At 40.2% G+C, this 25,794-nt stretch carries 22 protein-coding genes; 4 read left to right on the forward strand and 18 right to left on the reverse strand.

Features of this window, described 5'->3' with window-relative positions:
- Window positions 1-332: 332 nt before the first annotated feature.
- Window positions 333-1,190 (reverse strand): tetratricopeptide repeat protein, encoded by an 858-nt coding sequence (locus tag I6F49_RS16785; protein WP_197181387.1) that lies wholly within the window; start codon window positions 1,188-1,190, stop codon window positions 333-335.
- Window positions 1,191-1,301: 111 nt separating this feature from the next.
- Here I6F49_RS16785 and I6F49_RS16790 point away from each other — a divergent pair, with 111 nt between their 5' ends.
- On the forward strand, window positions 1,302-2,612 hold the full coding sequence (locus I6F49_RS16790; protein WP_197181388.1) for a M20 metallopeptidase family protein: 1,311 nt from the start codon (window positions 1,302-1,304) through the stop codon (window positions 2,610-2,612).
- Window positions 2,613-2,636: 24 nt separating this feature from the next.
- Here the strand turns inward: I6F49_RS16790 and I6F49_RS16795 are convergent, their stop codons facing one another.
- The 4 genes from I6F49_RS16795 to pomA all read right to left on the reverse strand — a co-directional run bounded on the left by I6F49_RS16795 (window position 2,637) and on the right by pomA (window position 6,978).
- Complete coding sequence (locus I6F49_RS16795; RefSeq protein WP_197181389.1) at window positions 2,637-4,577, reverse strand: DNA topoisomerase III; 1,941 nt, start codon at window positions 4,575-4,577, stop codon at window positions 2,637-2,639.
- Between the two features lie 70 nt (window positions 4,578-4,647).
- A complete protein-coding gene (locus I6F49_RS16800) occupies window positions 4,648-5,136 on the reverse strand; it encodes a hypothetical protein (RefSeq protein WP_024593682.1) in 489 nt (162 codons plus the stop codon).
- Window positions 5,137-5,287: 151 nt separating this feature from the next.
- Window positions 5,288-6,208: a flagellar motor protein MotB gene (locus I6F49_RS16805; protein ID WP_007587113.1), complete on the reverse strand. Its 921-nt coding sequence runs from the start codon at window positions 6,206-6,208 to the stop codon at window positions 5,288-5,290.
- 2 nt (window positions 6,209-6,210) lie between these two features.
- Window positions 6,211-6,978, reverse strand: coding sequence for a flagellar motor protein PomA (gene pomA / locus I6F49_RS16810; RefSeq protein ID WP_007587114.1), 768 nt, complete (start codon window positions 6,976-6,978; stop codon window positions 6,211-6,213).
- 320 nt (window positions 6,979-7,298) lie between these two features.
- Between pomA and I6F49_RS16815 the strand changes: the two genes are divergently transcribed.
- The 3 genes from I6F49_RS16815 (at window position 7,299) to dxs (ending at window position 10,399) form a co-directional block, all read left to right on the forward strand.
- The gene (locus I6F49_RS16815) at window positions 7,299-7,541 is read left to right on the forward strand and encodes an exodeoxyribonuclease VII small subunit (RefSeq protein ID WP_165727311.1); all 243 of its coding nucleotides are present in this window, start codon (window positions 7,299-7,301) and stop codon (window positions 7,539-7,541) included.
- Between the two features lie 2 nt (window positions 7,542-7,543).
- Complete coding sequence (gene ispA / locus I6F49_RS16820) at window positions 7,544-8,431, forward strand: (2E,6E)-farnesyl diphosphate synthase (protein WP_197181390.1); 888 nt, start codon at window positions 7,544-7,546, stop codon at window positions 8,429-8,431.
- A 105-nt stretch (window positions 8,432-8,536) separates the two neighbouring features.
- Window positions 8,537-10,399, forward strand: coding sequence for a 1-deoxy-D-xylulose-5-phosphate synthase (gene dxs / locus I6F49_RS16825; RefSeq protein ID WP_166421900.1), 1,863 nt, complete (start codon window positions 8,537-8,539; stop codon window positions 10,397-10,399).
- A 74-nt stretch (window positions 10,400-10,473) separates the two neighbouring features.
- Here dxs and I6F49_RS16830 read toward each other — a convergent pair whose 3' ends face one another.
- The 13 genes from I6F49_RS16830 to thrA form a co-directional block, all read right to left on the reverse strand.
- Entirely contained in the window at window positions 10,474-13,560 is a 3,087-nt protein-coding gene (locus tag I6F49_RS16830) for a ligand-binding sensor domain-containing diguanylate cyclase (protein WP_197181391.1), read from the reverse strand.
- A 37-nt stretch (window positions 13,561-13,597) separates the two neighbouring features.
- The gene (locus tag I6F49_RS16835; RefSeq protein ID WP_197181392.1) at window positions 13,598-14,083 is read right to left on the reverse strand and encodes a phosphatidylglycerophosphatase A family protein; all 486 of its coding nucleotides are present in this window, start codon (window positions 14,081-14,083) and stop codon (window positions 13,598-13,600) included.
- Window positions 14,080-15,054 carry a thiamine-phosphate kinase gene (gene thiL, locus I6F49_RS16840; RefSeq protein WP_197181393.1) on the reverse strand — a complete coding sequence of 325 codons (975 nt, stop codon included), beginning with the start codon at window positions 15,052-15,054 and terminating at the stop codon, window positions 14,080-14,082. Before thiL ends, I6F49_RS16835 begins: the two co-directional genes overlap by 4 nt.
- A gap of 45 nt (window positions 15,055-15,099) precedes the next feature.
- Window positions 15,100-15,510 (reverse strand): transcription antitermination factor NusB, encoded by a 411-nt coding sequence (gene nusB / locus I6F49_RS16845; RefSeq protein ID WP_007587129.1) that lies wholly within the window; start codon window positions 15,508-15,510, stop codon window positions 15,100-15,102.
- A 15-nt stretch (window positions 15,511-15,525) separates the two neighbouring features.
- A complete protein-coding gene (gene ribH, locus I6F49_RS16850; protein WP_007587130.1) occupies window positions 15,526-15,990 on the reverse strand; it encodes a 6,7-dimethyl-8-ribityllumazine synthase in 465 nt (154 codons plus the stop codon).
- Window positions 15,991-16,090: 100 nt separating this feature from the next.
- Window positions 16,091-17,203 (reverse strand): bifunctional 3,4-dihydroxy-2-butanone-4-phosphate synthase/GTP cyclohydrolase II, encoded by a 1,113-nt coding sequence (ribBA, locus tag I6F49_RS16855; RefSeq protein ID WP_197181394.1) that lies wholly within the window; start codon window positions 17,201-17,203, stop codon window positions 16,091-16,093.
- Between the two features lie 29 nt (window positions 17,204-17,232).
- Window positions 17,233-17,886: a riboflavin synthase gene (locus tag I6F49_RS16860; protein WP_166419234.1), complete on the reverse strand. Its 654-nt coding sequence runs from the start codon at window positions 17,884-17,886 to the stop codon at window positions 17,233-17,235.
- 27 nt (window positions 17,887-17,913) lie between these two features.
- Window positions 17,914-19,038 carry a bifunctional diaminohydroxyphosphoribosylaminopyrimidine deaminase/5-amino-6-(5-phosphoribosylamino)uracil reductase RibD gene (gene ribD, locus I6F49_RS16865; protein ID WP_197181395.1) on the reverse strand — a complete coding sequence of 375 codons (1,125 nt, stop codon included), beginning with the start codon at window positions 19,036-19,038 and terminating at the stop codon, window positions 17,914-17,916.
- Window positions 19,039-19,041: 3 nt separating this feature from the next.
- Window positions 19,042-19,491: a transcriptional regulator NrdR gene (nrdR, locus tag I6F49_RS16870; protein ID WP_006794272.1), complete on the reverse strand. Its 450-nt coding sequence runs from the start codon at window positions 19,489-19,491 to the stop codon at window positions 19,042-19,044.
- A 104-nt stretch (window positions 19,492-19,595) separates the two neighbouring features.
- On the reverse strand, window positions 19,596-20,852 hold the full coding sequence (gene glyA, locus I6F49_RS16875; RefSeq protein ID WP_024589760.1) for a serine hydroxymethyltransferase: 1,257 nt from the start codon (window positions 20,850-20,852) through the stop codon (window positions 19,596-19,598).
- Between the two features lie 269 nt (window positions 20,853-21,121).
- On the reverse strand, window positions 21,122-22,405 hold the full coding sequence (thrC, locus tag I6F49_RS16880; protein WP_197181396.1) for a threonine synthase: 1,284 nt from the start codon (window positions 22,403-22,405) through the stop codon (window positions 21,122-21,124).
- 11 nt (window positions 22,406-22,416) lie between these two features.
- Complete coding sequence (gene thrB / locus I6F49_RS16885) at window positions 22,417-23,352, reverse strand: homoserine kinase (protein ID WP_197181397.1); 936 nt, start codon at window positions 23,350-23,352, stop codon at window positions 22,417-22,419.
- A gap of 9 nt (window positions 23,353-23,361) precedes the next feature.
- Window positions 23,362-25,779 (reverse strand): bifunctional aspartate kinase/homoserine dehydrogenase I, encoded by a 2,418-nt coding sequence (thrA, locus tag I6F49_RS16890; protein ID WP_197181398.1) that lies wholly within the window; start codon window positions 25,777-25,779, stop codon window positions 23,362-23,364.
- Window positions 25,780-25,794: the final 15 nt, after the last annotated feature.

Raw genomic sequence — 25,794 nt, forward strand, 5'->3', positions numbered from 1 at the left:
ACACTTAGTTTTAAACTTTCTTTCGACAATTTAAAACCGAAGTTTTATTTAACTCTCTGAGTAGTTCGTGCCTCGCTATGCTTCGGCGTTTCCCGTCTCAGTGGGGTCGCATTATAGGGAGCGGCGGATTTTACGCAAGCGTTATTTGCATAAAATAGTAATTAAAATTAAGCCCCAAGCAAGCACACACGATAAGCACAAGTTATTCACAAAACCCTGTTGATAACTCTTGTTTTTACATAGCTAAGCCATGCTAAAGCTTTTAATTAAAACCCTAAAAATGCAAAAAGCACCTTATATAGGTGCTTCTCAAAAGTAATAGTTAGTAGAGTCTAATATAAAATACTATATAACTTGCGACGATACTTAGCTGCAAGTGCATCGCCATCGGGTAAAGAGGCAATAATTGATAAAAAGCTTGGTTTTGCTTCGTTGAAGTTCAGATCTTTTTGCAGCACTGTAAATAGTACATCCAATGCTTCTTCTTTTCTGCCAGCTTCATTGAGTAAAATACTTAGCTCTTCTTTTAATTCTAAGTCATTTGGGTACTTTTCTACCTGTTGTTGCTTTTCTTTAATCTCTGGTGAGTCTTTTGCTTCAAGTGCAGCTTCGCATTTTGCTTTTATATTATTAAAGTAAGCATCTTGCTCTTGTGCATCTATTGTATTTATAAGCGCTTGCGCTTCATCTACCTTATGAATTTGAATACATATATCTGCAAGCACTAATTTGATGCGTGCGTTACCGCTGTCTATTTCATAAGCTTGCTTTGCATAGTTAAATGCAGCATTTAAATCTGACTTTAATAACGCTTGTTTTGCTTGCTCTAACAGTAAGTCTTGTTGCGCAGGTAAATGCTTTGCTAAGGCTTCGCGTATTTGTGCCTCACTCTGAACACCTGCAAGTAAATCTACTGGTGCAGAATCTTTTAATAATACAAGCGTAGGCAGTGTTTGAAGGCCAACTTGTTGCGCCAGTTGAGAAGCAAGAGCTTGCTCTGCATCGCAATCTAGGTTTGCTACTACTATATAGCTTGCATATTCAGCCGCTACTTTATCTAAAATTGCAGCCTGCCCGATGCAGTCAGGACTTTGAGGAGAGAAAAAGTTAAGCAACACCAATTTTTGCTGTGATGTTTCACCGAGTACTTGTTGAAGGTTTTGCGCATTAATACTAACTATGTTGCTCATTGAATTGATTGCCATATTCATCTATTTAGGTTTTTATATGGTGGTGAACATAATAATTACAAGTCATATACCTAAATCACTCGGTATACATATTCAACAATGAGGGAAAACATGAAACTAACTTACTTAAGTGCAGTACTTTTATTAGCAAGCCCATTTGTGCAGGCAAATGGACTCGATTTAAATTTAAGCAAAACCATGCCAGCTATAGAAAAGTTTTACCTCGATTTACACCAATCGCCAGAGCTCTCTTATCACGAACAAGAAACGGGTAATAAAATAGCGGATAAATTAACTCAGCTGGGTTTCAAAGTAACAAGCAATGTAGGTGGTTTTGGTGTTGTTGGCATTTATAAAAACGGAAGCGGTCCAACCGTGATGATCCGTACAGACACCGATGGTTTACCTATTATAGAGCAGACAGGAAAGTCCTATGCCTCAAAAGTTAAAGTCATAGACGAACATGGTGCGAAAGTAGGTGTAATGCACGGTTGTGGCCACGATATTCACATGAGCTCTTTTATTGGTACTGCTGAGCAATTAATAGCACACAAAGATCAATGGAAAGGCACTTTGATGATGGTTGCACAGCCAGCCGAGGAAGTGGGCGGTGGTGCAAAAGCCATGCTAAGCGAAGGACTATTTAGTAAATATGCAAAACCTGATCATATAATTGCTTTGCATGTAAGTGCTAGCGTCCCCGCTGGTAAGATATCAATGAAAAACGAATACACTATGGCAAGTGTCGATTCTGTCGATATTACAATAAAAGGTAAAGGTGGTCATGGTGCTTATCCGCATACAACTATAGATCCTGTAGTTATAGCTGCACGCACTGTACTTGCTCTGCAAACAATTACTTCCCGAGAACTATCACCGCTAGAGCCTTCGGTTATTACGGTTGGTTCTATTCATGGTGGTTCAAAACATAATGTTATTTCGGATGAAGTAAAGTTACAACTCACTCTCAGAAGCTATAACCCCGATGTAAGAAGCGCTCAAATAGCTGCAATAAAACGAATCACGGCAGGTATGGCACAAAGTGCTGGCCTAAATGAATCAAACTACCCTGTAGTATATGTACATGAAGATGAATCTATTCCATCTACTTATAATAACCCTGCACAAACAGACATTGTTAGACAGTCTATCGCAAGCGCAATTGGTGATACTAATGTGCTTGAAACACAAGCTGTAATGGCGGGTGAAGACTTTGGCTTATACGGACGCACTGATGAAAACATCCCTATTACCTTATTTTGGCTAGGTGGTGTAAACCAAGCACAATACGCGGATTCAATAAAAACAGGTGAAATACTCCCTTCCCTACACTCTAGTAAATTTGCACCTGATTACAAAGTTGCAATTCCTACCGGAATAAAAGCAATGAGTAACGCTGCTGTTGCTTTGTTTAACCAATAAAACGTTGTTTTAAATAGCTCAGCGTTAAGTTGCTGCTGAGCTTTTTTTATAACTCGATTTTTTAGACGTTGCTTTTCCACTTCGTTTAGCAAAACGTTTTTTAGCTGAGGTTTTTGGTAACCTTGCAAATGCATTGCTATCGCAGTTTGCTGCTAATTCTACAAACCCATTTAAGTCTGCAAGTAACGGTTGCAAAAATTGCTGATAACTCATTACTTGCTGCGCAATATCACCTAAGCTCGATTCCCATTTTGCGGTTAAATCAGGACTCGCTAAACCTTGTGGTAAAACGCTAATAAGGGCAAGTCCCGTTTCGGTCGCTCTAATTGACTTACCTTCACGTTTTAAAAATCGTCGTTTAAATAGCAACTCGATTATTCCCGCACGTGTTGCCTCCGTACCTAAACCATCAGTGTCTTTTAATACTTTTTTAATTTGTGGATCTTTAACGTAGCGGCTAATGCCAGTCATAGCCGCAAGTAATGTAGCATCAGTAAAATAAGCAGGGGGTGATGTATGCTTTTCGACTACTTCGCCTCTATCACAAAAAAGAGACATACCCTTTGTTAAAGGAGGTAACGTAGCTTCATCTTTTAATTCAGACTTACCCATTAACACCTTAAAGCCCAAACTTACATCTTGCTTTGCATTCGCTTTAAATAATCCGCCAGCAATTGTTATCTCTGCTTTAGTTTCGTTATATATATAGTCGGGATAAAACTGAATTAGGTAATGGCGGCTTATTAATTGATATACCTTCGCTTCGTCACCGCTCAAACTCGCTGACTTTAACTGTTTTGCCGTCGGCACAATTGCATGGTGTGCAGCCACTTTTGAATCGTTAAAACATTTACTACGCTTTTTTACATCAGCCCCATTTACCAATTCTGTGCTTTGCCCACCATTAGCACTTATAGCTTTAAAAATAGAAGATGCATCTTGGTGGTGATCTTTGGGTAAATAGCGGTTATCCGAGCGTGGGTAGGTAATTAATTTATGTCGCTCGTAAAGTATTTGGCAAATATCCAACACTTTTTGAGCTGGCATACCAAAGGCTTTAGCGGCATCTATTTGCAGTGCAGATAGGTTATACGGTAACGGTGCACTTTGTTTTTTTTGTTTTTGCTCAAGCGCTGTAAGCTCAGCATTTTGTTTGCTAATACGCGAAGCAACATTTTCTGCGAGTGCTTTGTTAAGTATTCGGCCTTCTTCATCTTGATGTGGCTCACATGCTTTACTAGGAACCCACTTAGCTATGAATGGCTGGTTATCTGGAGTAAGTAAATGCGCCAGTACATCGTAAAAAGGCTTAGATACAAAGTTCGCTATTTCGTTATCTCTATTAACAACAAGACCTAAAATAGGGGTTTGTACTCGCCCTACCGAAAGCACATTACCAAACCCTGCTTTTTGCCCAGCTAGTGTGTATGCACGTGTTAAATTCATACCAAATAGCCAATCAGCACGAGAGCGCGCTAAAGCAGATACACTTAACGGAATAAAATCTCGATTAGAACGCATAGTACCCAGTGATTTTTTTACCGCCGATAAGTTTAAATCACTAATGAGTAAACGTTGCGTACTCTGCTTTTTAGCCTGACTTATTTTAGCTTCTTCAATTACTTGATCGACTAGTAGCTGGCCTTCACGGTCTGGATCGCCAGCGTGAATAAGTTGCGAGGCTTGTTTAATTAATTTTTTTAAAACAGTGAGCTGTTTGCGAGTTTTGGTTTTGGCTTTTAACTTCCACTGTTCAGGTATTATAGGTAAGTGTTCAAACTGCCACTTTTTAAAGCGCTCATCGTAATCATCGGGTTCTGCTTGTTCTAGCAAATGTCCAATACACCACGATACACAATCGCCATTAGCGACTTCTATATAACCATCATATTTTTTATGTGGTTTTGGTAACGCATCAGCAATAGCGCGTCCAAGTGAAGGTTTTTCTGCAATGTAGAGTTTCATAGCCTGCTCATCACTGTTTATATAAACAGTAGTCTAGCACAGCTATTTTAAAGGAGGGAACTTTTTGTAACTATTGGCTAGCTGGGCTTTTTTTGTCTTTTGTTAAAATATAAATAAGCGGAAGATAACAAACAACAACGGTGCCTATATTAATAAATGGCAATAAGGTTTTATAAATGTATGTACTATAAGAAAGATCCCATAAATGGCGGTCGACTAATCTAAATAGCTGTAAAATTGGTGCCATAATAACAACCAATTGACCTAATACGCATTGCCATAAATAAACCTTATCTTTTAACCCCAGATATGCGATGAGTGCCATCCAAGCAATATCATTAAAAGCCCAAACAAGGTATCGATAAACATAAATCCCATTATCAAACTCTTTCAAGTAAGGATGAATAATGGTTCCATATAAAAAAAAAGCGGCTGTAATTAAAGCGAAACGCAGGGCCAAATAATCTTTTCTAAAATAAAAGATGAAAATAGCAGGGCTTAAAATAAACACCCAACTAGTATCTAATATCAATATAGTCTTTAAAAACCATTCAGGCATTAGAGTTAATCAAGTTTTTTTTCATCATCGTCATTACCACCGCCATTTCCTGGCATATGACTAAACTTATCGACCTTTTTCATGAACTATTCCGTTACATTTGTTAAAGAAAGCATACTTTATGATAAATAAGTGTGTTTGCCAATAAAAGTTATCTTACATCTATAGGAGCTGACTCTTTTGCTTTACCTTGTAATATAGATATTTCTACTCGGCGATTCCTGCGGCGATCTTCATCGGTGTCATTCGGTACAAGTGGTCGTGTTTCAGCTCGACCAACCACCATCATTCGGGTTTTATCAAATCCTTGGACTTTTTGCAGTTCACTTGCAACGGCTACAGCACGCTTTGATGATAGGTCCCAATTATTAATATATAACTCATTCGATACCTGAAAATCATCTGTATGGCCAGATACTGTTATTTCACCGGGTACATCTTTTAACAGCACACCGATATCTTGAATTATAGGTTTAAACTTAGGTTGTAAAAATGCACTACCTGAAGGAAATGAACCATTCTCTCTAATGCGAATAATTATTTGCTGCCCTAAAGACTCAAGCTCAATTGCGCCATCGATTATTTGCTTTTCAAGCTGCTGCGCTATCTTTTTAACAAGCTCGTTAGTTTGCTCCTGATCGGCTGCTGAAGTTGCTTGCTCAGAAGATTCTTCTTGTGAGGTACTACGAGATTCGCCACCGCGTTTATCCCCGCGCTGCTCTTGCCTGCCGCCTGCTGAGCTTTCATCGCCAGCCTGAAACTCTAACATTTGTTGAGTCATTTCGACTGTTTGCTGCTGAATGGTTTCTATTGGGGTTGGCTCTGGTTTGCCTGGGGTAAACTCCATGGCAATAACAGAGGTCCCTTTAGGGATGTCTTTTACTTCAATTTTATTCTGCACACCAAAAGCAAACTTCATAGAGCCCGCAATTTGTTTAAACTTAAGTACATCCATTTCTGAAAACGCGAGCAAGAGTACAAAAAAGCACATTAACAGTGACATTAAATCGGCAAACGTTCCCATCCATGCAGGTAGACCTGGTGGTGGACATTTGCACTCTTGATCAGACATAGTTACTCCTCGGTATCTACTTTACGTTTAGATTCAGCTAAGTAATTTTTCAAAATACCTTCGATTACTTTTGGATTTTGACCATCTTGTATACCTAAAATAGCATCCAAAATTAAACGCTGATTCATCGCTTCCTCGTCTTTACGCAGTTCAAGTTTTACCTGAATAGGAATTGCCACAACATTGGCTAAAAACGCGCCATATAAAGTTGTTAATAGTGCTACTGCCATTGCCGGACCAATTGCCTTTGGGTCATCCATGTTAGACAACATTGCAACCAAACCAATTAGAGTACCAATCATGCCCATTGCAGGCCCTATATCAGCTAACGACTTAAATAAACCCGCGCCCAATTCATGGCGAGTCGTAGTTAGAGAAATATCTTTTTGAAGTGTAGCGCGAACTACATCTGCATCATGGCCATCAACGAGCATATCGACGCCTTTGCGCATAAAGGGGTTTGGAATTTCAGCTTCTTCGAGTGCTAAAAAACCGCCTTTACGAGCTGAATCCGCAAGTTCTACTGCTTTTTCGATAAGTATTTCTGGCGTTTCGATTTTAAACATAAACGCTTTGGCAACAACTTTACCTATCCCCAAAAATTGCGACATGGTGAAGTTTGATAAAACAATAAAGAGTGAACCACCAAATACAATAACCACAGACGGGGTATTGTAAAACATAGCCATTTCACCGCTACTACTCATAAACATAGACATGACAATTAAGCCAATTGCGCCTAGGATCCCAATTATGGTTGCTAAATCCACATTTCCTCCAGAAGTTTCATGCTTAATGGCCTTATCATAAATTTTTATTATTAACTGCTTATCGGCAACATATTGAATTGCTTAAGCCATTTTTATAAATAAACATAAAAAGCAGCCTTTAGCACTATCTTAGATCAAGTTATAAGGGCTACCTAACTATCAATTGATTTATTAAACCAACAGACGCTATTAAGGCTTTATTAATGCACTTGAAATATAATTTAACGTTATAAAGGTAAAAAACCAATATCATCCTTTGACCTAGTTTAGCATTCCCCCTAAAATTGACCCCTAAATTTATTATGTAAGCTGAAATAAAGATGGCGACTAAAAAACCTGAAAACTTAAGTTTCGAACAAGCACTAGAAGAATTATCTACAATCGTTAGTGACATGGAACAAGGTGACTTATCGCTTGAGCAATCGTTAAAGCAATTTGAGCGTGGAATTGCATTAGCAAGTGCTTCATCAGGGAAATTACAGCAAGCAGAACAAAAAGTATCAGTTTTGATGGGGAATGGCGAAAAGTCAGTACTTACAAATTTTGATAATGATATGGAATAGCTGTGAGCATAAAAAATCATATTGAACGTGCTCAAAAAGATGTAGTAGCGACCTTACAGCAGCATTTTAATCAGCCTCTCGATACAGAAGAAACGGTAAAGAACGCCACCCAGTATGGATTATTTAATGGCGGTAAAAGATTACGTCCATTTTTAGTTTATGCCACAGGTAAAATGCTCGGCGCAAACCATCAAGACTTAAACGTACTTGCTGCTGCAATTGAGTGTATTCATAGCTATTCATTAGTCCATGATGACTTACCAGCAATGGACGACGACGACTTACGCCGTGGACGCCCTACTTGCCATATAGAGTTTGGCGAGGCAAGTGCAATTTTAGCCGGTGATGCTCTTCAAACTCTTGCTTTTGAGCTTATTGCGAATCACAAGTTTGAATGCTCATCGCAAACACAAGTAAAAATGATTGCTACACTTGCCCACGCATCAGGCCTTCAGGGTATGGTTGCCGGACAAGGCCTTGATATAGCAGCAACTGATAAAGTAATTACCGTACAAGAGCTTGAGCGAATACATAAGCTAAAAACCGGGGCTCTAATTAATTGCGCAATTACACTTGGTGCACTGTGCAGTGAAAAGGCTGATCAACAAACCTTAGAAAATTTAAGTGTTTTTGGGTATGCTATAGGGCTAGCATTTCAAGTACACGACGACATTTTAGATGTTGAAGGCGATACAGTTATTTTAGGAAAGCCACAAGGCTCCGATATTGCCGCGAATAAAGCGACATATCCGGCATTATTAGGTATGCTAGGCGCTAAAGAAAAGGCGCATAATTTAATACAACAAGCCCATGAAGCGTTAGCAAATATAGATGCTGACACAACACTTCTTGCGTCGCTAGCAAATTACCTAATTGAGCGTGACCACTAATTTTTGCTCATACGTATTGCAATTAGCACTGACATTATTACTCAACATTAATTATTCGTAAAAGCTTTGGATTAATTAATGTTAGCGAAGGATATATATAAAACCATGACACTTGATAGTAGCAAGTATCCATTACTTAATTTGGTTGACGAGCCAGCCCAATTGCGTGACTTAGCGCAAGACAAACTCCCTGCATTTAGCAATGAGCTGCGCGATTATTTACTCAACTCAGTATCGCAAAGTAGCGGTCATCTAGCGTCTGGTTTAGGGACGGTTGAACTAACCGTTGCGCTGCATTATGTTTATAACACTCCAGACGATCGCCTAGTTTGGGACGTGGGTCATCAAGCTTATCCGCATAAAATCCTTACTGGTCGTCGCGACCAAATGCACACTATTCGTCAAAAAGACGGTTTACACCCTTTTCCTTTTCGCGATGAAAGTCAATACGATACGTTTAGCGTAGGCCATTCAAGCACGTCTATTTCAGCTGCTTTAGGCATGTCTATTGCCGCACAAAAAGAAGGTAAAGGTCGAAAGTCTGTTGCCATTATTGGCGACGGGGCTATAACCGCAGGCATGGCATTTGAAGCGATGAATCATTTAGGTGATGTAAAATCAGACATGCTTATTATTTTAAATGATAACGAAATGTCGATTTCTGAAAATGTTGGCGCATTAACAAATCACTTTGCCCGTATTTTATCGGGTAGCTTTTATACTAACATTCGTGAAGGTAGTAAAAAGTTACTCTCAGGTGTACCTCCTGTAAAGCAACTTGCCAGTAAAATGGAAGAGCACATTAAAGGCATGATGATCCCGGGTACCTTCTTTGAAGAATTAGGCCTAAATTATATTGGTCCAATTGATGGTCACGATGTAAACATGCTTGTTGATACGCTACGTAATATGCGTAATTTAAAAGGCCCACAGCTTCTACATATAAAAACACAAAAAGGTAAGGGCTATAAACCAGCTGAAGCCGATCCTATTGGCTACCATGGTGTACCAAAATTCGATCCGAGCACAACTAGTCTGCCTAAATCTAAACCTAGTGCTGCTACTTTTTCAAAAGTATTCGGTGATTGGTTATGCGATATGGCCGAGCAAGATAGCAAGTTAATGGCTATCACGCCTGCAATGCGCGAAGGCTCAGGCATGGTACGCTTTTCTAAAGAACATCCAGATCAATATTTTGATGTCGCCATTGCTGAGCAACATGCTGTTACTTTAGCTGCTGGTTTTGCCTGTGAAGGTTTAAAACCTGTTGTTGCTATTTACTCAAGCTTTTTACAACGTGCGTATGACCAATTAATACATGATGTTGCACTGCAAAACTTACCTGTATTATTTGCCATTGACCGCGCCGGTATTGTTGGAGCCGATGGTGAAACTCATCAAGGCGCATACGATTTAAGTTTTATGCGCTGTATTCCAAATATGGTGATTATGGCGCCAAGCGATACCAACGAGTGCCGTCAAATGCTATACACCGGTTATAAAGCAAACTGCCCTGTTGCCGTTCGTTACCCTCGCGGTAGTGCAGGTACTGCAGACATAGAAAGCTCGATGCAACTGCTTGAAATAGGTAAGGCGGATACAATTAAGAAAGGCAGTAAAATTGCCATTTTATCGTTCGGTACATTACTTGAAAATGCACAGCTTGCTGCAGATGAGTTAGATGCAACGCTTGTTAATATGCGTTTTATTAAACCTCTTGATACCGCGCTTTTAAATGAGCTTGTAGCTAGCCACGATGTAATTGTTACGCTTGAAGATAATGCAATCGCTGGCGGTGCCGGCTCTGCAGTTAACGAATACTTAGCAACGCAAAAAGCTGATATTAATATCCTTAACTTAGGTATTCCTGATGAGTTTATTAAACACGGCACGCAAGATGAAATGCACGATGAAATGGGATTAGGTGAGCAAGGAATATTAACTGCTATTAAAGCGTTTATTAATTAACTTCCTATACATCTAAAGTTGAGCATATTAAAAAAGGAGCCTAGGCTCCTTTTTTAATGTCTAAATATTGCTGATCAGCGCATCCACACTTTAATATCAGCTAGGCCATTGCTTTGTAAAATACCTAATTGTTGATCAACGTTAGAATTTTGTTCAAACTCAAACGCATCAAGCTGATCATCAAACGTAATATTTGCAACACCATCACCACCGCGCTTTTTAACTTGGTGCAATGAAATATCAGCTAAATTAATAGATGTTTCCCAGCTAATTACCTGCCCACCCAAAAGTGGTAACGGATAGAATGACCAACCAATTGATGCCGTGATATTAGTTGTTTTTCCATTTGGTAATTGGAATGAATTAGCCGCTATTACTTTACAAAGATCTGAAGCATAGCTGTCTATTTTATTGCATTTAAAATCACGTAATAATAGTAAAAACTCATCACCACTCCAACGTGCCACATAGTCAGAACCCTGTGTACGCGAGTTTAATAATGCAGCCATTTGCTGTAAGCAGCTATCACCTGCAATTGGGCCATAGGCATCATTAATACGGCTGAAATTATCAAAGTTAATAATTACCAGCACCAATGACTTGCCTTGTGCCTGCAGCGATTGTGAATTACGTTGAAAGTGTTCAATATCTTTTGGAAGTTGATCAAACAAAAAGCGGCGGCTACGCAGCCCCGTTAGCTCATCTGAGTGACTAACTAATTTAAGCTGTGAATTCACTTGCCCTAATTTATCATTAGCTTGACGAAGCTCTAAGGTACGCTCGGTGATCAAGCCCTCTAATGCTTCTTGTTTTCTACGCTCTTGCGCTCTAAATACCCAAAAAATGAGATAAAAAAGCAAAATAAAGCCACTGGTAATTAAAAGCCTAAAGTAAATAGTTTCGTCAAAGCGCTCAGGCACTACAAAACCGTATTCTACTTCTTGCGCTTTAGTCCAATCTTCACCTTGGCGCTTCGCTTCTAATTGAAACAAAAACGAGCCTGGAGGCAAGTTAGTATAAATAGCTTCACGTCGCGTATTAGCATAGCGCCAGTCACTATCTAAGCCACTTAGTTTATATCTAAATTCAATACTGTTTGGTGCATAGTAATCAATAGCTGTGTAAGTTAGCGTTATATCACGCTCGTCTGTTTCTAATGATGGTTTTTTACCAAGCGCAGCGGTGGTTAAATGACGAAGTGGTGTTGTTATTGTTTCTATTGTTGGCTTTAATGCAAGCACACCAAATAGCTCTACATTTTTAGGTATTTCAACAACACCTTGTAAGCTTGGGTACCAAATAGAATTACCGGTGTCTGCTACCGCATCATGCCCAAGTCCACTACAACATTGATTTGCTTTACCATCGAGTTGACGGTCAAAAGATGAAATTACTTCTTCTACTTTTAAGCTTTTTATCTCTGTTTTAAATTGCTCTACAGGCATTCTGTAAACACCTTTCATGGTGCTTACCCAAACATGCTTTAACTTTTCATCGTATTCTAGGCTAAATATAGAACCATACGGTAAACCATTAGCTGCATCGAGTTGACGCCATTGCCCTTGCGTACTTCTGTAAAAAAGCCCATCGTTAAGAGAGCCGATTAAAATACCCACGCCATCTATATGTAGCACGCTAGTTACGTATGCGCTTTCAAGTGTTGTTTGGTCGCCAATTTTTTCAATGCCACGGTCTGTAAAATAATATGCGCCTTTACTAGTACCAATTACACCAAAGTTTGTTTTATCCAACACGTAGGTAATAAACTTACTACCTAAAAATGCGTTATAAGCAAAAGGCGTTAAACCAGCATAGTTTAATCGATATAAACCGCGTCCGGTGCCAATCCAAAACCCGCCTTTACTAGAGCGACTTATTGCAAATACCGGATTATCGCGAAGTGCTCGACCTGGAACGGTATAAAGTGTCTTGTTTTCAAAAACAAATAATCCACGTCCTGTAGCTATATATAATCGTTCACCATCAAATTGTAGATCGTGTACTGACGCGTACCCATATTTACTACTTGGGACTAAATTAATAAAACTTTTATCTAAATCGAAATAACCGATGCCGCTTTTGTTAGCAACCCACAGTTTTCCATCAGGAGCTTGACTGATAGCCATAACAGATTCGGTCATATCTGAAACCGCAGAATGCCTTTCCACTCGCCCTTCATGAGCAAGCCATAAACCTTCACTAAAACTTGCTAACCAAACGTTATTTTTATCATCTCTAAAAATATCAGCAAACCATATACTTTGATCAAGCTGGCTAGGCTCAACCCACTGCCACTCACCGGTTTTATCTCTGAATAATAAACGTCCATAAGTCGAAACCCATAAGCCACCATCGGTATCACTCATAAACTTATAAACGGCTGAGTTATTTGCATTAGGTAAAGGAAAAGGTCTTAGTTCGTCATCTAAATCTAAAAAGTATGCACCTAGCTCAGAGGCTATATACAAATTACCGTTTAAGAATGATAAATCGTGCACTATGGTTTGCGCTAAGCGCTCTGGTAACGATATTTTAGCGGTAAGCTCTAAACGTAGTTTAGAGAAATCTGATGAGTTTTTAGTAAGGCGTAATAAATGACGATCATTAACCAGCCAAATACCTTCAGGAGAGAGTGCCATTTGGCTAACAGAGCCAACAATTTGGGTAATTACGGTAGCATTAACAATAGGTAGGGGACCATTTACTTCAGTGCGTAAATCAACTTGCCCTCTATCTACATAGTATAAACCGTTGGCCGCAATCCATATGCTACCTTTAGAGTCCTCAAGAATATCCCTTACTGGACCTTTGATATTAAATTCTTGTGCTGCAAATGTGGCTGGGTTAATAACTACCAAGCCACTTTTAGTACCTACCCATAACAAGCCACTAGAATCTACTAAAAGCTTATTAACCCCATTACTAGGCAAAAATGGGCTATTTTGCGTGTTGTAGTTTGTAAATGTTGTACCATCAAAACGGCTTAAACCAAATTGTGTACCCAGCCACATATAGCCTTGCTGGTCTTGTACTACGCTTTTAAGTGATTGCGAAGGTAGACCATCTTTTATATTCCATTGCTTAACTACGTAATCAGTAATTGAAGCCCAACTTGGCGTCGCGCACAACATAAGTACACAAACCAGTAAAAATCGCATCATATTGCTGCCACCTAGTTAAACAAATCAAATATAAAAATTAAAAGGGTAATAAACCCGCTTTTATTAACGCTTGTAAACATATAAGCGAAAAAACGCCCGCAAGTATATCGTCGGCCATTATACCTAAACCGCCATGCACTCGCTTGTCTAGCATACGGATTGGGCCAGGTTTTGCTATATCAAAAAAGCGAAATAACAAAAAGCCAACGAGTAATGTTTGCCAGCTAAGTGCTGCGCCAATCATGGTGATGTAATAACCCGCCACTTCATCCCATACAATAGCAGGATGGTCATGCACGCCTAAATCATCAGCCGTTTTACCACACGCCCATATACCAAATATACTGATCACTACGGCAAACACAATTTGTAGCCATAGTGGATAATACATAGTCATAAAAATAAATGGTAGTGCAGCAAATGTACCAAATGTACCAGGTGCTTTAGGGGCTAACCCAGTACCAAAGCCCAGACCAAAAAACTGATGTGGACGCTTTAAATTAAACTTGCGGTTAGTATTCAAACTAGCTCCTTTGCAAAATGCTCAAAACCCTGCGGTTCAAAATCAAACTTTTCACCGTTGTGTAAAAGCTCAATTTGGCCATCGCCACTCTTAATTTGGCCTATGCATGTTGCATCTACCCCATACTGGCGTAGTTTTATATCTAACATACTTTTATTGCTATCAGGTACAGTAAAAATTAATTCGTAATCATCACCGTAACTTAGAATAAATGGAAGCTGCTGATTAAAACCAAGGCTTGCTTTCATTGCATCTGAAGTCGGAATACTTTCAATATTGACCACTGCATTTACTTGCGACATATCAAGTATATGGCTTAAATCAGCGATTAAACCATCAGACACATCAATAGCCGATGATGCAAGGCCTCGTAACACCTGCCCTGCAGCAACTCGTGGGGTTGGAAAATCAAAGCGTTTATTTACGTACTTTAAATGCTCAGGCTCAATACTTATACCTTGTTTGCGAGACTCAATTGCAAGTCCAGCGTCACCTAGCGGACCCGTAACATAAATCCAATCACCCACTTTTGCGCCACTACGGCGAAGTGCAGTACCTTCGGGCACAGTCCCTTTTGCACAAATAGTAATAGTTAATGGGCCTTGCGTGGTATCGCCACCAATGATTTGCACATTAAAGTATTCTGCAATTTCATGCATGCCTTCAGTAAACTCTTCAATCCACTGTGGGTCAATACTTGGCAAGGTTAACGCAACTGAAACCCACGTTGGCTCAGCGCCCATTGCCGCTAAGTCACTTAAATTAACAGCAAGCGCTCTGTGACCTAATGCACGAGGAGAAATATCATCAAAAAAGTGTACGCCAGCAACAAGAGTGTCTGTTGTCACGGCAAGTTGGCAGTTTTGTGGAACGGTTACTAAAGCGCAATCATCCCCTATACCTAGGTTTACATCACGGCGGGTGATCCCGCGACCTTTAAAGTAGCGGTTAATTAATTCAAATTCCTTCATACACAAAAAAGCCGGCCTATGCCGGCTCCCCTCTTTAACGGTTACTTACTTGCGTAAATGCTTAACAGCTTTATCAAGTACACCGTTTACAAATTTATGGCTGTCTTCAGCGCCAAATATTTTGGCCAGCTCAATACCTTCGTTGATAGCAACTTTATAAGGTACATCTTCACGGAACTTAAGCTCATAGCTGCTTAAACGTAAAATTGCGCGCTCAACCATATCTAAGTCATTAAACGGACGTGTTAAATGTGGTGATACAGCTTCGTCTAGTTGCTTATAATTTACAGCAACACCCGTCGCTAAATCTTTAAAGTATTCAACATCAATTTTAGTAACGTCTGTTTCGATCAACATTTGTTGTTCGATATCGGCAATTAAATTGCCACTTATTTGCCAAGAATAAACGGCTTGGAGTGCTAAGATACGTGCTTTACGTCTTGCTGCTGGTTTCACAAAAATTCCTTAAACTTAAATTTTATCTAACACATTAACCATTTCAAGCGCGCCTAAAGCAGCTTCGCCGCCTTTATTGCCCATTTTGGTGCCAGCACGCTCAATTGCTTGTTCAATGCTTTCTGTGGTTAATACGCCAAATGCAACCGGGATATCATACTCAAGTGATACTTGCGCAAGACCTTTGTTTGATTCGCCAGCAACTAGGTCAAAGTGTGGTGTACCACCTCTGATCACTACGCCTAATGCGATGATTGCATCATACTCTTTTTTTGCCGCAACGCGTTTAGCCGCTAAAGGTAATTCTACCGCACCTGGTACATAAATAACGGTAATGTCGTCATCAGATACGCCACCAGTGCGTTTTAGCTCATCAACAGCACCTGCAAGGAGGCTGCTGCCAATAAAGTCATTAAAACGAGAAATGACAATGGCAAACTTTTTGCCAGGAGCGTACTTACTACCTTCAATAATTTTCATTTGATAACCCTAAAAATAAGTTCAAGCGGTTGCGATTGCGCAAAAATTGCTGCGCATCATACCATAAAAATAAAATAATAGCCTAGTTTAAGCGTGATGCTTATTGTGGCTCAATGTAATCAACAACTTCTAAATGAAAGCCCGAAAGTGCATGATACTTTTTAGGACGACTCATTAAACGCATCTGTTTAATTCCCAGATCTGCAAGTATTTGCGAACCTACGCCAACAGTACGAGATGTACCTTTGAATTTACGTGGCGTAACGCTTTCGCCAACATCAGCTGCTGCAAATGCTTTTACAGTTGCCTCTAACTCTTCAGTGCTTTCTTGCTTACCTAAAATAACTAAAGCACCTTCATTTTTAGCAATATAGGCCATTGCTTCAGAAAGGCCCCAGCTGCGGTCAGCACTTCTGTCTGAAAGTAGGATATCGTTAAAAGTGCTTTGCAAATGTACACGTACATTTGTCGGCTCTTGCTCTTTTATGTCGCCATTAAGCAATACGTAATGTAATTGGCCGTCAATTGTGTCTTTGTAAGTCACTAAATCAAACTCACCGTGAACAGTAGGCAACTTACATTTTGCAACTTGCTCAATTGTCGTTTCATTTAAGTTACGGTATTCGATTAAATCAGCAATCGTGCCAATTTTAATATCGTGCTCTTTAGCAAACACTTCTAAATCAGGGCGACGCGCCATGGTGCCGTCAGCATTGAGTATTTCAACAATAACTGATGATGCTTCAAGCCCAGCTAAACGTGCTAAATCACAGCCAGCTTCAGTATGTCCTGCGCGAGTTAATACGCCACCAGGTTGTGCCATAATTGGAAAAATATGACCAGGCTGAACAATATCAGTTGGCACTGCGCCTTTTGCTATAGCCGCTTGCACTGTGCGCGCTCTATCAGCAGCAGAAATACCGGTTGTAACACCTTTTGATGCTTCTATCGACATTGTAAAGTTAGTCGAAAATGCAGCACCATTGTTTTTAACCATTAACGGTAAATCAAGTTGCTCACAACGATCTTGCGTCATGGTTAAACAAATTAAACCACGGCCATGGGTAGCCATGAAGTTAATAGCTTGTGCGCTAATATGCTCAGCAGCTATTATTAAATCGCCTTCATTTTCTCTATCTTCATCATCCATTAAAATAACCATTTTACCGGCTTTAATATCATCGATGATTTCTTGTGCGCTGTGTAAATTCATAAATTTGCTCGTGTAAGTTATCAGTTTCGTTATTTAATAAAACCCGCTTTAGCGAGTAAGCTCATCGAAATATCAGAGCCCGTTGGTTGCTCCGCACCTTTTATAAGGCGCTCTAAATAACGTGCAATTTGATCGACTTCTAAATTAACCTGAGTACCTACTTTAAAGTGAGCAATTGTGGTTTGCTCACTCGTATGTGGGACAATTGTTAATTTGAATTTATTACCTTCTACAGCGTTTACTGTCAGGCTTATACCATCAATACATACCGAACCTTTGTACGGAATGTATTTCATTAAATTTTCGTCAGTTGTAAGCCAGTATTCTGTAGCTCGAGCATTTGCTGCAATACTTGTGATAGTCGCAATGCCATCAACATGACCTGATACTAAATGACCGCCCAAACGCGAAACCGGTTGCATGGCTTTTTCAAGATTAACCGTTTGCCCTAAAGCATAGTGAGCAAAACCGGTTAAACCAATCGTCTCGTTAGATAAATCAGCACTAAAGCCGTCAATATGTTTATCAACTACGGTTAAGCAAACGCCATTAGTTGCAATGCTGTCGCCTAGCTTTACATCTTTCATATCAAGATCAGCACTTTGAATGCGAATAGCTAAGTCGCCTTGTTTTTTTTGTAATAAAGCAATTTTGCCTGTGGCTTCTATTATTCCAGTAAACATAGCGCTACTCTTTTTTATTAAGTGGTTTTAATGAGCTTTTAACGCGGTGATACGTAAATCGTCACCAATGCGCGCACATTCATTAAATGTTAAATCAACGGTGTTTTGCATACTCGTCAATTCAGGAAAATTAACTAAACTTTTTGCATCATGGCCCATTAATTTAGGCGCCAAATAAAAAACAAACTCGTCAACTAAATCAAACTCTGTCATTTTACCAGCAAGTGTTGCTCCGCTCTCAAGCCAAACATTATTAAACTGCAGTTGCCCAAGCTTTTCTAAAACAGCCTGTAAATCAACTTTACCGTTACTTTCACTTACTTCAATATGCTTTACAAAATGCGGCCATTGCAGGGATTTATCAACCTTAGTGGTAAATATAATTACATCACTTTGGATTTTAAATAAAGCAAGGTCAGGTGTTAAGCGATTTTGAGAGTCAATTATAACACGCACCGGTTGACGAAGTGGTAAATCGGTAGGTAACGTGCAAGGCAACTCGCTTAGTCGCACGTTAAGTTTAGCATCGTCTACTAATACAGTATCTGCACCTGTTAAAATAGCGCAGCTTTGCGCTCGGTATAATTGTACGTCTTGGCGAGCAGCGGGACTTGTGATCCACTTACTTTGCCCATTTTTAAGCGCTGTTTTACCATCTATGCTTGCTGCCATTTTACAGGTCACATAAGGTAAGCCTTGTTCCATTCGCTTAAAAAAGCCAATGTTAAGTGCGCGAGCTTGTGATTCGAGTAACCCATAAGCAACGTCAATACCGGCATCGCTCAGTATTTTAAGACCTTTACCTGCAACTTGTGGGTTTGTATCAACCATAGCGGCAATAACTTTTACTACCCCTGCGGCTTTTAAACCTTCAGCACACGGTGGCGTACGCCCATAATGACTACACGGTTCAAGCGTTACATAAGCCGTTGCACCTTGTGCATTATTCCCCGCCATAGCTAACGCGTTTACTTCAGCGTGCCCTTGGCCTGCTAATTGATGAAAACCCTCACCAATTATTTGATTATTTTTAACTAATACACAGCCAACATTAGGATTAGGTGTTGTAGTAAACCGCCCTTTTTTGGCAAGTTCTATGGCGCGTGCCATATACATTTCGTCATGTTCGGTAAAAATAGTTTGGCTTTGCATTTATTACTCCCCTAAGCGGGCAATTTCTTCGCCAAATTCGCGTATATCTTCAAACGAGCGATAAACAGAAGCAAATCTTACGTACGCAACTTTATCGAGTTTTTTAAGTGCTTCCATAATACATTCGCCCACCAAATGGCTTGAAATTTCTCGCTCACCCGTTGCGCGTAGTTGTGATTTTATTATATTTACAACTTCATCTACTTGCTCGGTACTCACTGGGCGTTTTTCGAGTGCGCGATTTAAGCCATTTAAAAGCTTATCTTCGTTAAACGGTTCCCGGCTGCCATCTTGCTTAACAACGCGAGGCATAACCAGCTCAGCGCCTTCAAATGTAGTAAAGCGCTCGTGGCAGTCATTACACTCACGACGCCTGCGAACTTGATGGCCTCCGCCAACAAGGCGAGAGTCAATTACTTTAGTATCTTTTGCGGTACAAAATGGACAATGCATAACTCGGTACTTCCGTTTTAAAACAAAAAAGACCGCTAAATAGCGGTCTTTTATCTTAGCAAAAAACTAAACAGTTGTGATCTAAATTACTACTGCTTAAGCAATTAAGCGTAAACAGGTAATTTTGCACAAATAGCTTTTACTTTTTCTTTAACTTGCGCCTGTACAGATTCATCAGTGATGTTATCTAGTACGTCACAAATCCAGCCAGCAAGCTCTTTTGATTCTTCTTCTTTAAAACCACGACGAGTGATAGCAGGAGAACCAATACGCAAACCAGATGTTACAAACGGTGAGCGTGGATCGTTTGGCACTGAGTTTTTATTAACTGTGATGTTAGCGTTGCCTAGGGCAGCGTCCGCATCTTTACCAGTGATATCTTTGTCGATTAAATCAAGTAAGAATAAGTGGTTTTCAGTTTTGTCAGATACGATTTTGTAGCCACGTTCTTGCATAACTGCAACCATTGCTTTTGCGTTTTTAACAACTTGTGTTTGGTATACTTTAAACTCTGGTTGAAGTGCTTCTTTAAATGCCACTGCTTTTGCTGCAATAACATGACATAAAGGACCGCCTTGGCCACCAGGGAAAACAGCGCTATTAAGCTTTTTGTAAATAGCTTCGTCGCCACATGCAGAAATAATTAAACCACCACGAGGGCCTGCAAGTGTTTTATGCGTAGTTGTTGTTACAACGTGTGCATGAGGAACTGGGCTTGGGTAAACGCCTGCCGCAATTAAGCCGGCAACGTGAGCCATATCAACAAACAGGTAAGCACCTATTTTATCAGCAATTTCACGGAACTTAGCCCAATCAACAATACCTGAGTACGCTGAAAAACCACCAATGATCATTTTTGGTTTATGCTCAAGTGCTAGCGCTTCAACTTGTGCGTAGTCAATTTCGCCCGTTGCTTCATCTAGTCCGTATTGGATTGCATTGTAAAGCTTACCAGAGAAGCTTACGTGAGAACCGTGAGTTAAGTGACCACCATGAGCTAAGCTCATACCCAGTACAGTATCACCAGCATCTAATAATGCTAGAAAAACAGCGGCATTTGCTTGCGAACCAGCATGTGGCTGTACGTTAGCATAGTCAGAACCAAATAATTCGTTAGCACGGTCAATTGCTAATTGCTCAACAACATCTACATGCTCACAACCGCCATAATAACGTTTGCCAGGGTAACCTTCTGCGTATTTGTTTGTAAGCTGTGAACCCTGCGCTTCTAGTACGCGTGGGCTACAGTAGTTTTCTGAAGCGATTAGTTCGATATGCTCTTCTTGGCGAGCAGTTTCTTTGGTTATCGCGTCAAATAACTCTGGATCAAAATCCGAAATATTCATGCTACGTTCTAACATTGGGGTCTCCTAGGGCAACGTGTATGGTGTTTTTTAGAGGCTTTATTGTACGCTTTAAACGACTCTTTGCCTACGCTCTTAAGTTGAGGATATTTAAACAGGGATTGAAACTATTTCACAGCCCTTTTAAGATGATATTTCTTAATAAACACATAACTATTTTAAATGAATTTTATTTCCTACATTTAATTAGCTAATGAAAGCGGCTTGTTTTTATTATTTACAGTTATAAAAAAAGCGGCCTAAGCCGCTTCAATTACTCTTTTTCACTAACCTAACTTAGCGAGCATTTCAGTGCGTAATGCGTCGTAATCGGCGTTCATATCGCTTGCTAGGCATGGTTTTGCTAGTGCATCAGCAAGTGGTTTTGGCATACCTAATTCAATATTTAAAATATCTTCTACGCTTTCTTTAAACTTAGCGGGATGAGCCGTTGCTAAAAAGATACCCGCTGCACCCGGCGCACGATTTTCAACAAGACCTTGGTAAGCAATCGCCGTATGAGGCTCTGCAACATAGCCAGTTTGTTGAATTTTTTTCATCACGGCTTGCGTGTCTTGCTCGTTTACGCTTGTTGAATAAAAATTATCGTAGCTAAACCAGTTATTATCTAACATTGTTTGCACGCGCGGCCAATTGTTTGGCTTACTCACATCCATCGCATTTGAAAGCGACTCAAGTGTTGCGTTTGGCGTCCACGTTTTATCAAGCATAAAGCGCGGCACAGTATCGTTTTGGTTTGTTGTTGCACTTAATTTGCCAACAGGCAAACCAATAACAGCACCAATCATTGCGGCACATACATTACCAAAGTTCCCACTTGGTACTGATATGTGAGCGGTTGCGCGTTTTTCTTTCGGTAACTGTGCAATTGCCTCAAAGTAATAGCAGACCTGAGCAACTAAACGGCTAATGTTAATTGAGTTAGCTGAGTTAAGCCCAAGTGTTGATTTAACTTCTTCATCTAAAAAGGCATTTTTAACTAGCTCTTGGCAATCATCGAAGCTGCCTTCAACTGCATAACAATGAATATTGTTACCTAGCGTAGTAAATAGCTTTTGCTGAGCCAGTGAAATTTTGCCTTTAGGGTATAAAATAACAACATCGATATTTGGTTTATTGTAAAAAGCATGCGCTACGGCTGCACCAGTATCACCCGATGTTGCGGTTAAAATAGTTACTTTTTCATCTTTATTAAACTGCGCTAAACACTCTGCCATAAAGCGACCACCAAAGTCTTTAAACGCAAGTGTAGGGCCATGAAACAGCTCTAAACAGTATGTGTTCTCTTCAACTTCCACCAGCTTAACTGGAAAGTTAAATGCATTTTTAACCATTTGTGCCACAGTATCGCTTGGTAGCTCATCACCAATTAGGTGAGATAATATTTTGCCACTGCGTGTAACAAAGTCCATATCAAGCAAGGCATCAACATCGGCCAGTGGCGCAAGGGATTCAGGGAAAAACACACCTTGATTACGGCCCAAACCTGTTTTTACGGCTTCAACGAACGACACTTTTTGTGAGCTATCTTTTAAATTATGTAATTGCATGACTACCTATCCTATAAAACTGTTAATTGACGCGTGCCGTCGTTATCTAATTTACAAATGTGGCAAAAGCCTTGCTCGTTAATGTAATTGGTTTCTAGCCACTGCGCGCATTGCTGTGCAGCTTCAAGTGTTTTACATACGCTAAACAAGGTCGGTCCTGCGCCCGAAATACTCACTATTTCAGCACCAAGCGCTGGCAAGCTTGCTTTGGCTTCACTAAAGCCTTTAATAAGCGGTGCACGGTAAGGTTCTGCTATTTCATCTTTCATTATGCTCAGCGCATCGTCAAAACGGTTAGTTAACAGTAAGCTACTAAATGCCGATAATCGCTGTGCAAACTCAACACTTGCATGCATGCTCAACTCTTTTGGTAAAACCGAGCGCGCTTTTGCGGTATTAAGCGAAAAACCAGGAAACGCAGCAACGTAATACCAGTTTTCGTCAACAGGCAGTGCAATTGATTTATCAGGGATTAAATCACCTGTTAATTGCAAACCACCTAAATAACATGGCGTAATATTATCGTAATGACGACCACCACTTACAACCGCTTCAAAATCAGCCATAAGCTCAATAAGCTCAACCTGGCTTAAATTAGTTTTTGCAAACTGATCCAGCGCTGCAAAGGTAGCCACGACCGAACACGCACTAGATCCTAGCCCTGATCCAATTGGTAAGTTCTTTTTAAGCTCAAGCTTTACGCTTGGCATATTAGGCGCAACATGCGATCTAAAATGCACTAAACACTGGTACGCTAAATTCTCATTAGGATCACTTGGTAACTTATGAGCATATTCGCCTGTGCAAATAAATTCATCGCTTGGTGCGGCGCTTACAACAGCTACATCGCCTAATAAGCTGCCATCAATTGGCGCAAGTGCTGCACCAAGGGCATCAAAACCTACTGCAAAATTACCAATAGACGCCGGAGCATATACTTCAATCATAATGTGCTCCTAGCGCGATAATGTTTTTAAAATATCAGCAAATACACCCGCTGCTGTTACTTCAGAGCCGGCGCCATAGCCACGAATTACAAACGGACGTGGCTGATAGTATTGGCTTAAAATAGCCAGCGCGTTTTCGCCATCGCGAATGACACTAAGCGCATGTTTTGCATCTACCGCTTCAATACCTACTTTACAGTGGCCTTCTTTAATTGTACCTACATAGCGAAGCACCTTCCCTTCGCTCGCTGCGCTTTTAATACGGTCGTTAAAATCAGCATCTAGGCTTGGTAGTTTTACCATAAACTCATCAACATTATCATCTTGTGCAAAACCTACTGGCAATACCGATTCAACTTCAATATCGCTTAACTCTAATTTCATACCCGCTTCGCGAGCAATAATCAGTAACTTACGTGCTACATCGGTACCCGATAAATCATCACGAGGATCTGGCTCTGTAAAGCCGCTCTCTTTGGCTTTAATAGTTGCTTCAGAAAGTGATAAACCATCTTGAAGTGCACCAAACATGTACGAAAGTGAGCCTGACAAAATACCGCTAAACTCTAATAACTCATCACCGGCACCAAATAACGACTGTAAATTGTCGATTACTGGTAAGCCTGCACCTACGTTAGTTTCGTATAAAAATTTACGATTATTCTTTTGCGTAGCAGCAATTAAATCTTGGTAATACGTGTATGAGCTTGTTGTTGCTTTTTTATTAGCCGCAACCACATGAAAACCCGCATTTAAAAAGTCTACATACTGCGCAGCGAGTGCATCCGACGATGTACAGTCAACAAGCACAGGATTTACTAAATGATTTTGCTTAACAAATTGCTCTACTATTTTTAAATCAAATGCCAGCTCAGATGAGGCCAATTTTTGCTGCCAATCACTAAAAGCAATGCCTTCACTATCTAGGTGTAATTGACGAGAGTTAGCAACACCATACAAATTAAGCTTAATATTACGTTTTTCTAGCCACGCTTGTTGGCGCTCAAGCTGATTAATAAGCTCTTGCCCTACTAAGCCACAACCTAGTAAAAACACATCAATTGATGGCACATGCGTAAAGAAGTTTTCATGGCATATTTTAACTGCGTCGTTACACAGCTCGCCGTCAATCACGGCTGAAATAGCGCTTTCTGTAGAATCCTGTGCAATTGCCACAATATTTACTTGAGCTTGTGCAAGCGATGCAAAAAACTTAGCAGCTAAACCACGATGCGCGCGCATGTTGTCGCCTACTAACGTAACAATCGCTAAATTGCGCTGTACTTGTACAGGTTCAATAAGTCCAGCTTGTAACTCTAGTTCAAACGCAGTTTGTAGCGCATCGAGTGCAAGTGCTAAATCAGTTTCATGTACACAAAAGCTAATGCTAAATTCACATGATGACTGTGTAATTAATACTATTGATACGTTATCGTGAGCAAGTGCATTAAATACCTTAGACGCCATGCCCACTTTACCTTTCATACCTGGGCCTGAAACAGTTAGCATTGCAAGGTCTTGTAAGCTCGAAAGCGCTTTTACTGGCTCATCTGATGAATAATCGTTACCAATTAATGAACCTTGTGCGTCTGGATTATGTGTATTTTTAATTTCGCACGGCACACCCGCTTTAGCACACGGCAGTATTGTTTTAGGGTGAAGTACTTTTGCACCAAAGTAAGAAAGCTCCATCGCTTCTTTATAAGATAAGAAATCTACCTTAGTCGCTTTTTTGATGTAACGAGGGTCAGCGCTATATACGCCATCAACGTCAGTCCAAATTTGGCAAATTTCAGCTTCTAAACATGCTGCTGCAATGGCTGCTGAGTAGTCTGAACCATTACGACCAAGCGTTGTAAGCTCACCTTTATCATTACTCGCTGTAAAACCAGGCATGATATAAATAGTTGCAGGGCTTTCTTTAAGCACAGCTTGAAAGCGAGCTTTACTTGTTACTAAATCAGCCTCAGCATCAATATAACCGCCAGTTGAAGCGATACAGCTTGTTGCTTCTAAGTATCTCGCATCGTGCGAGTTCAATAAAGCCTGCATTAAAGAAACACTAACGCGCTCTCCAAAGCTAATCACAAATGCGCGAACTTGATCAGGGCAACATTGTATAAGTGACACGCCATCTAGTTTATTTTTAAGCTCGCCTAAATTTGGCCAGTGTGTAACTACCGCACCACTTTTTTCAACGTCAGCTTTCAAACCTTCACAGCGGCTTACCAATGCTTGCCATTGTTGACTAAAATCTAACCCTTGCTCTGCAGCACTTGCAAGTGCAACTAAGGAGTCGGTCATTCCACCAGGAGCAGAAAGCACCAATAACATTTCATCTTTTAACTGTGCTTTAACTAACTGAGCTACCTGTTGTAAGCATGCATAATCGGCAAGTGAAGACCCACCAAATTTTAAAACTCGCATTGTTTATGTTCCTCA

This window comes from Pseudoalteromonas sp. SWN166 (assembly GCF_015864485.1).
Taxonomy (GTDB): domain Bacteria; phylum Pseudomonadota; class Gammaproteobacteria; order Enterobacterales; family Alteromonadaceae; genus Pseudoalteromonas.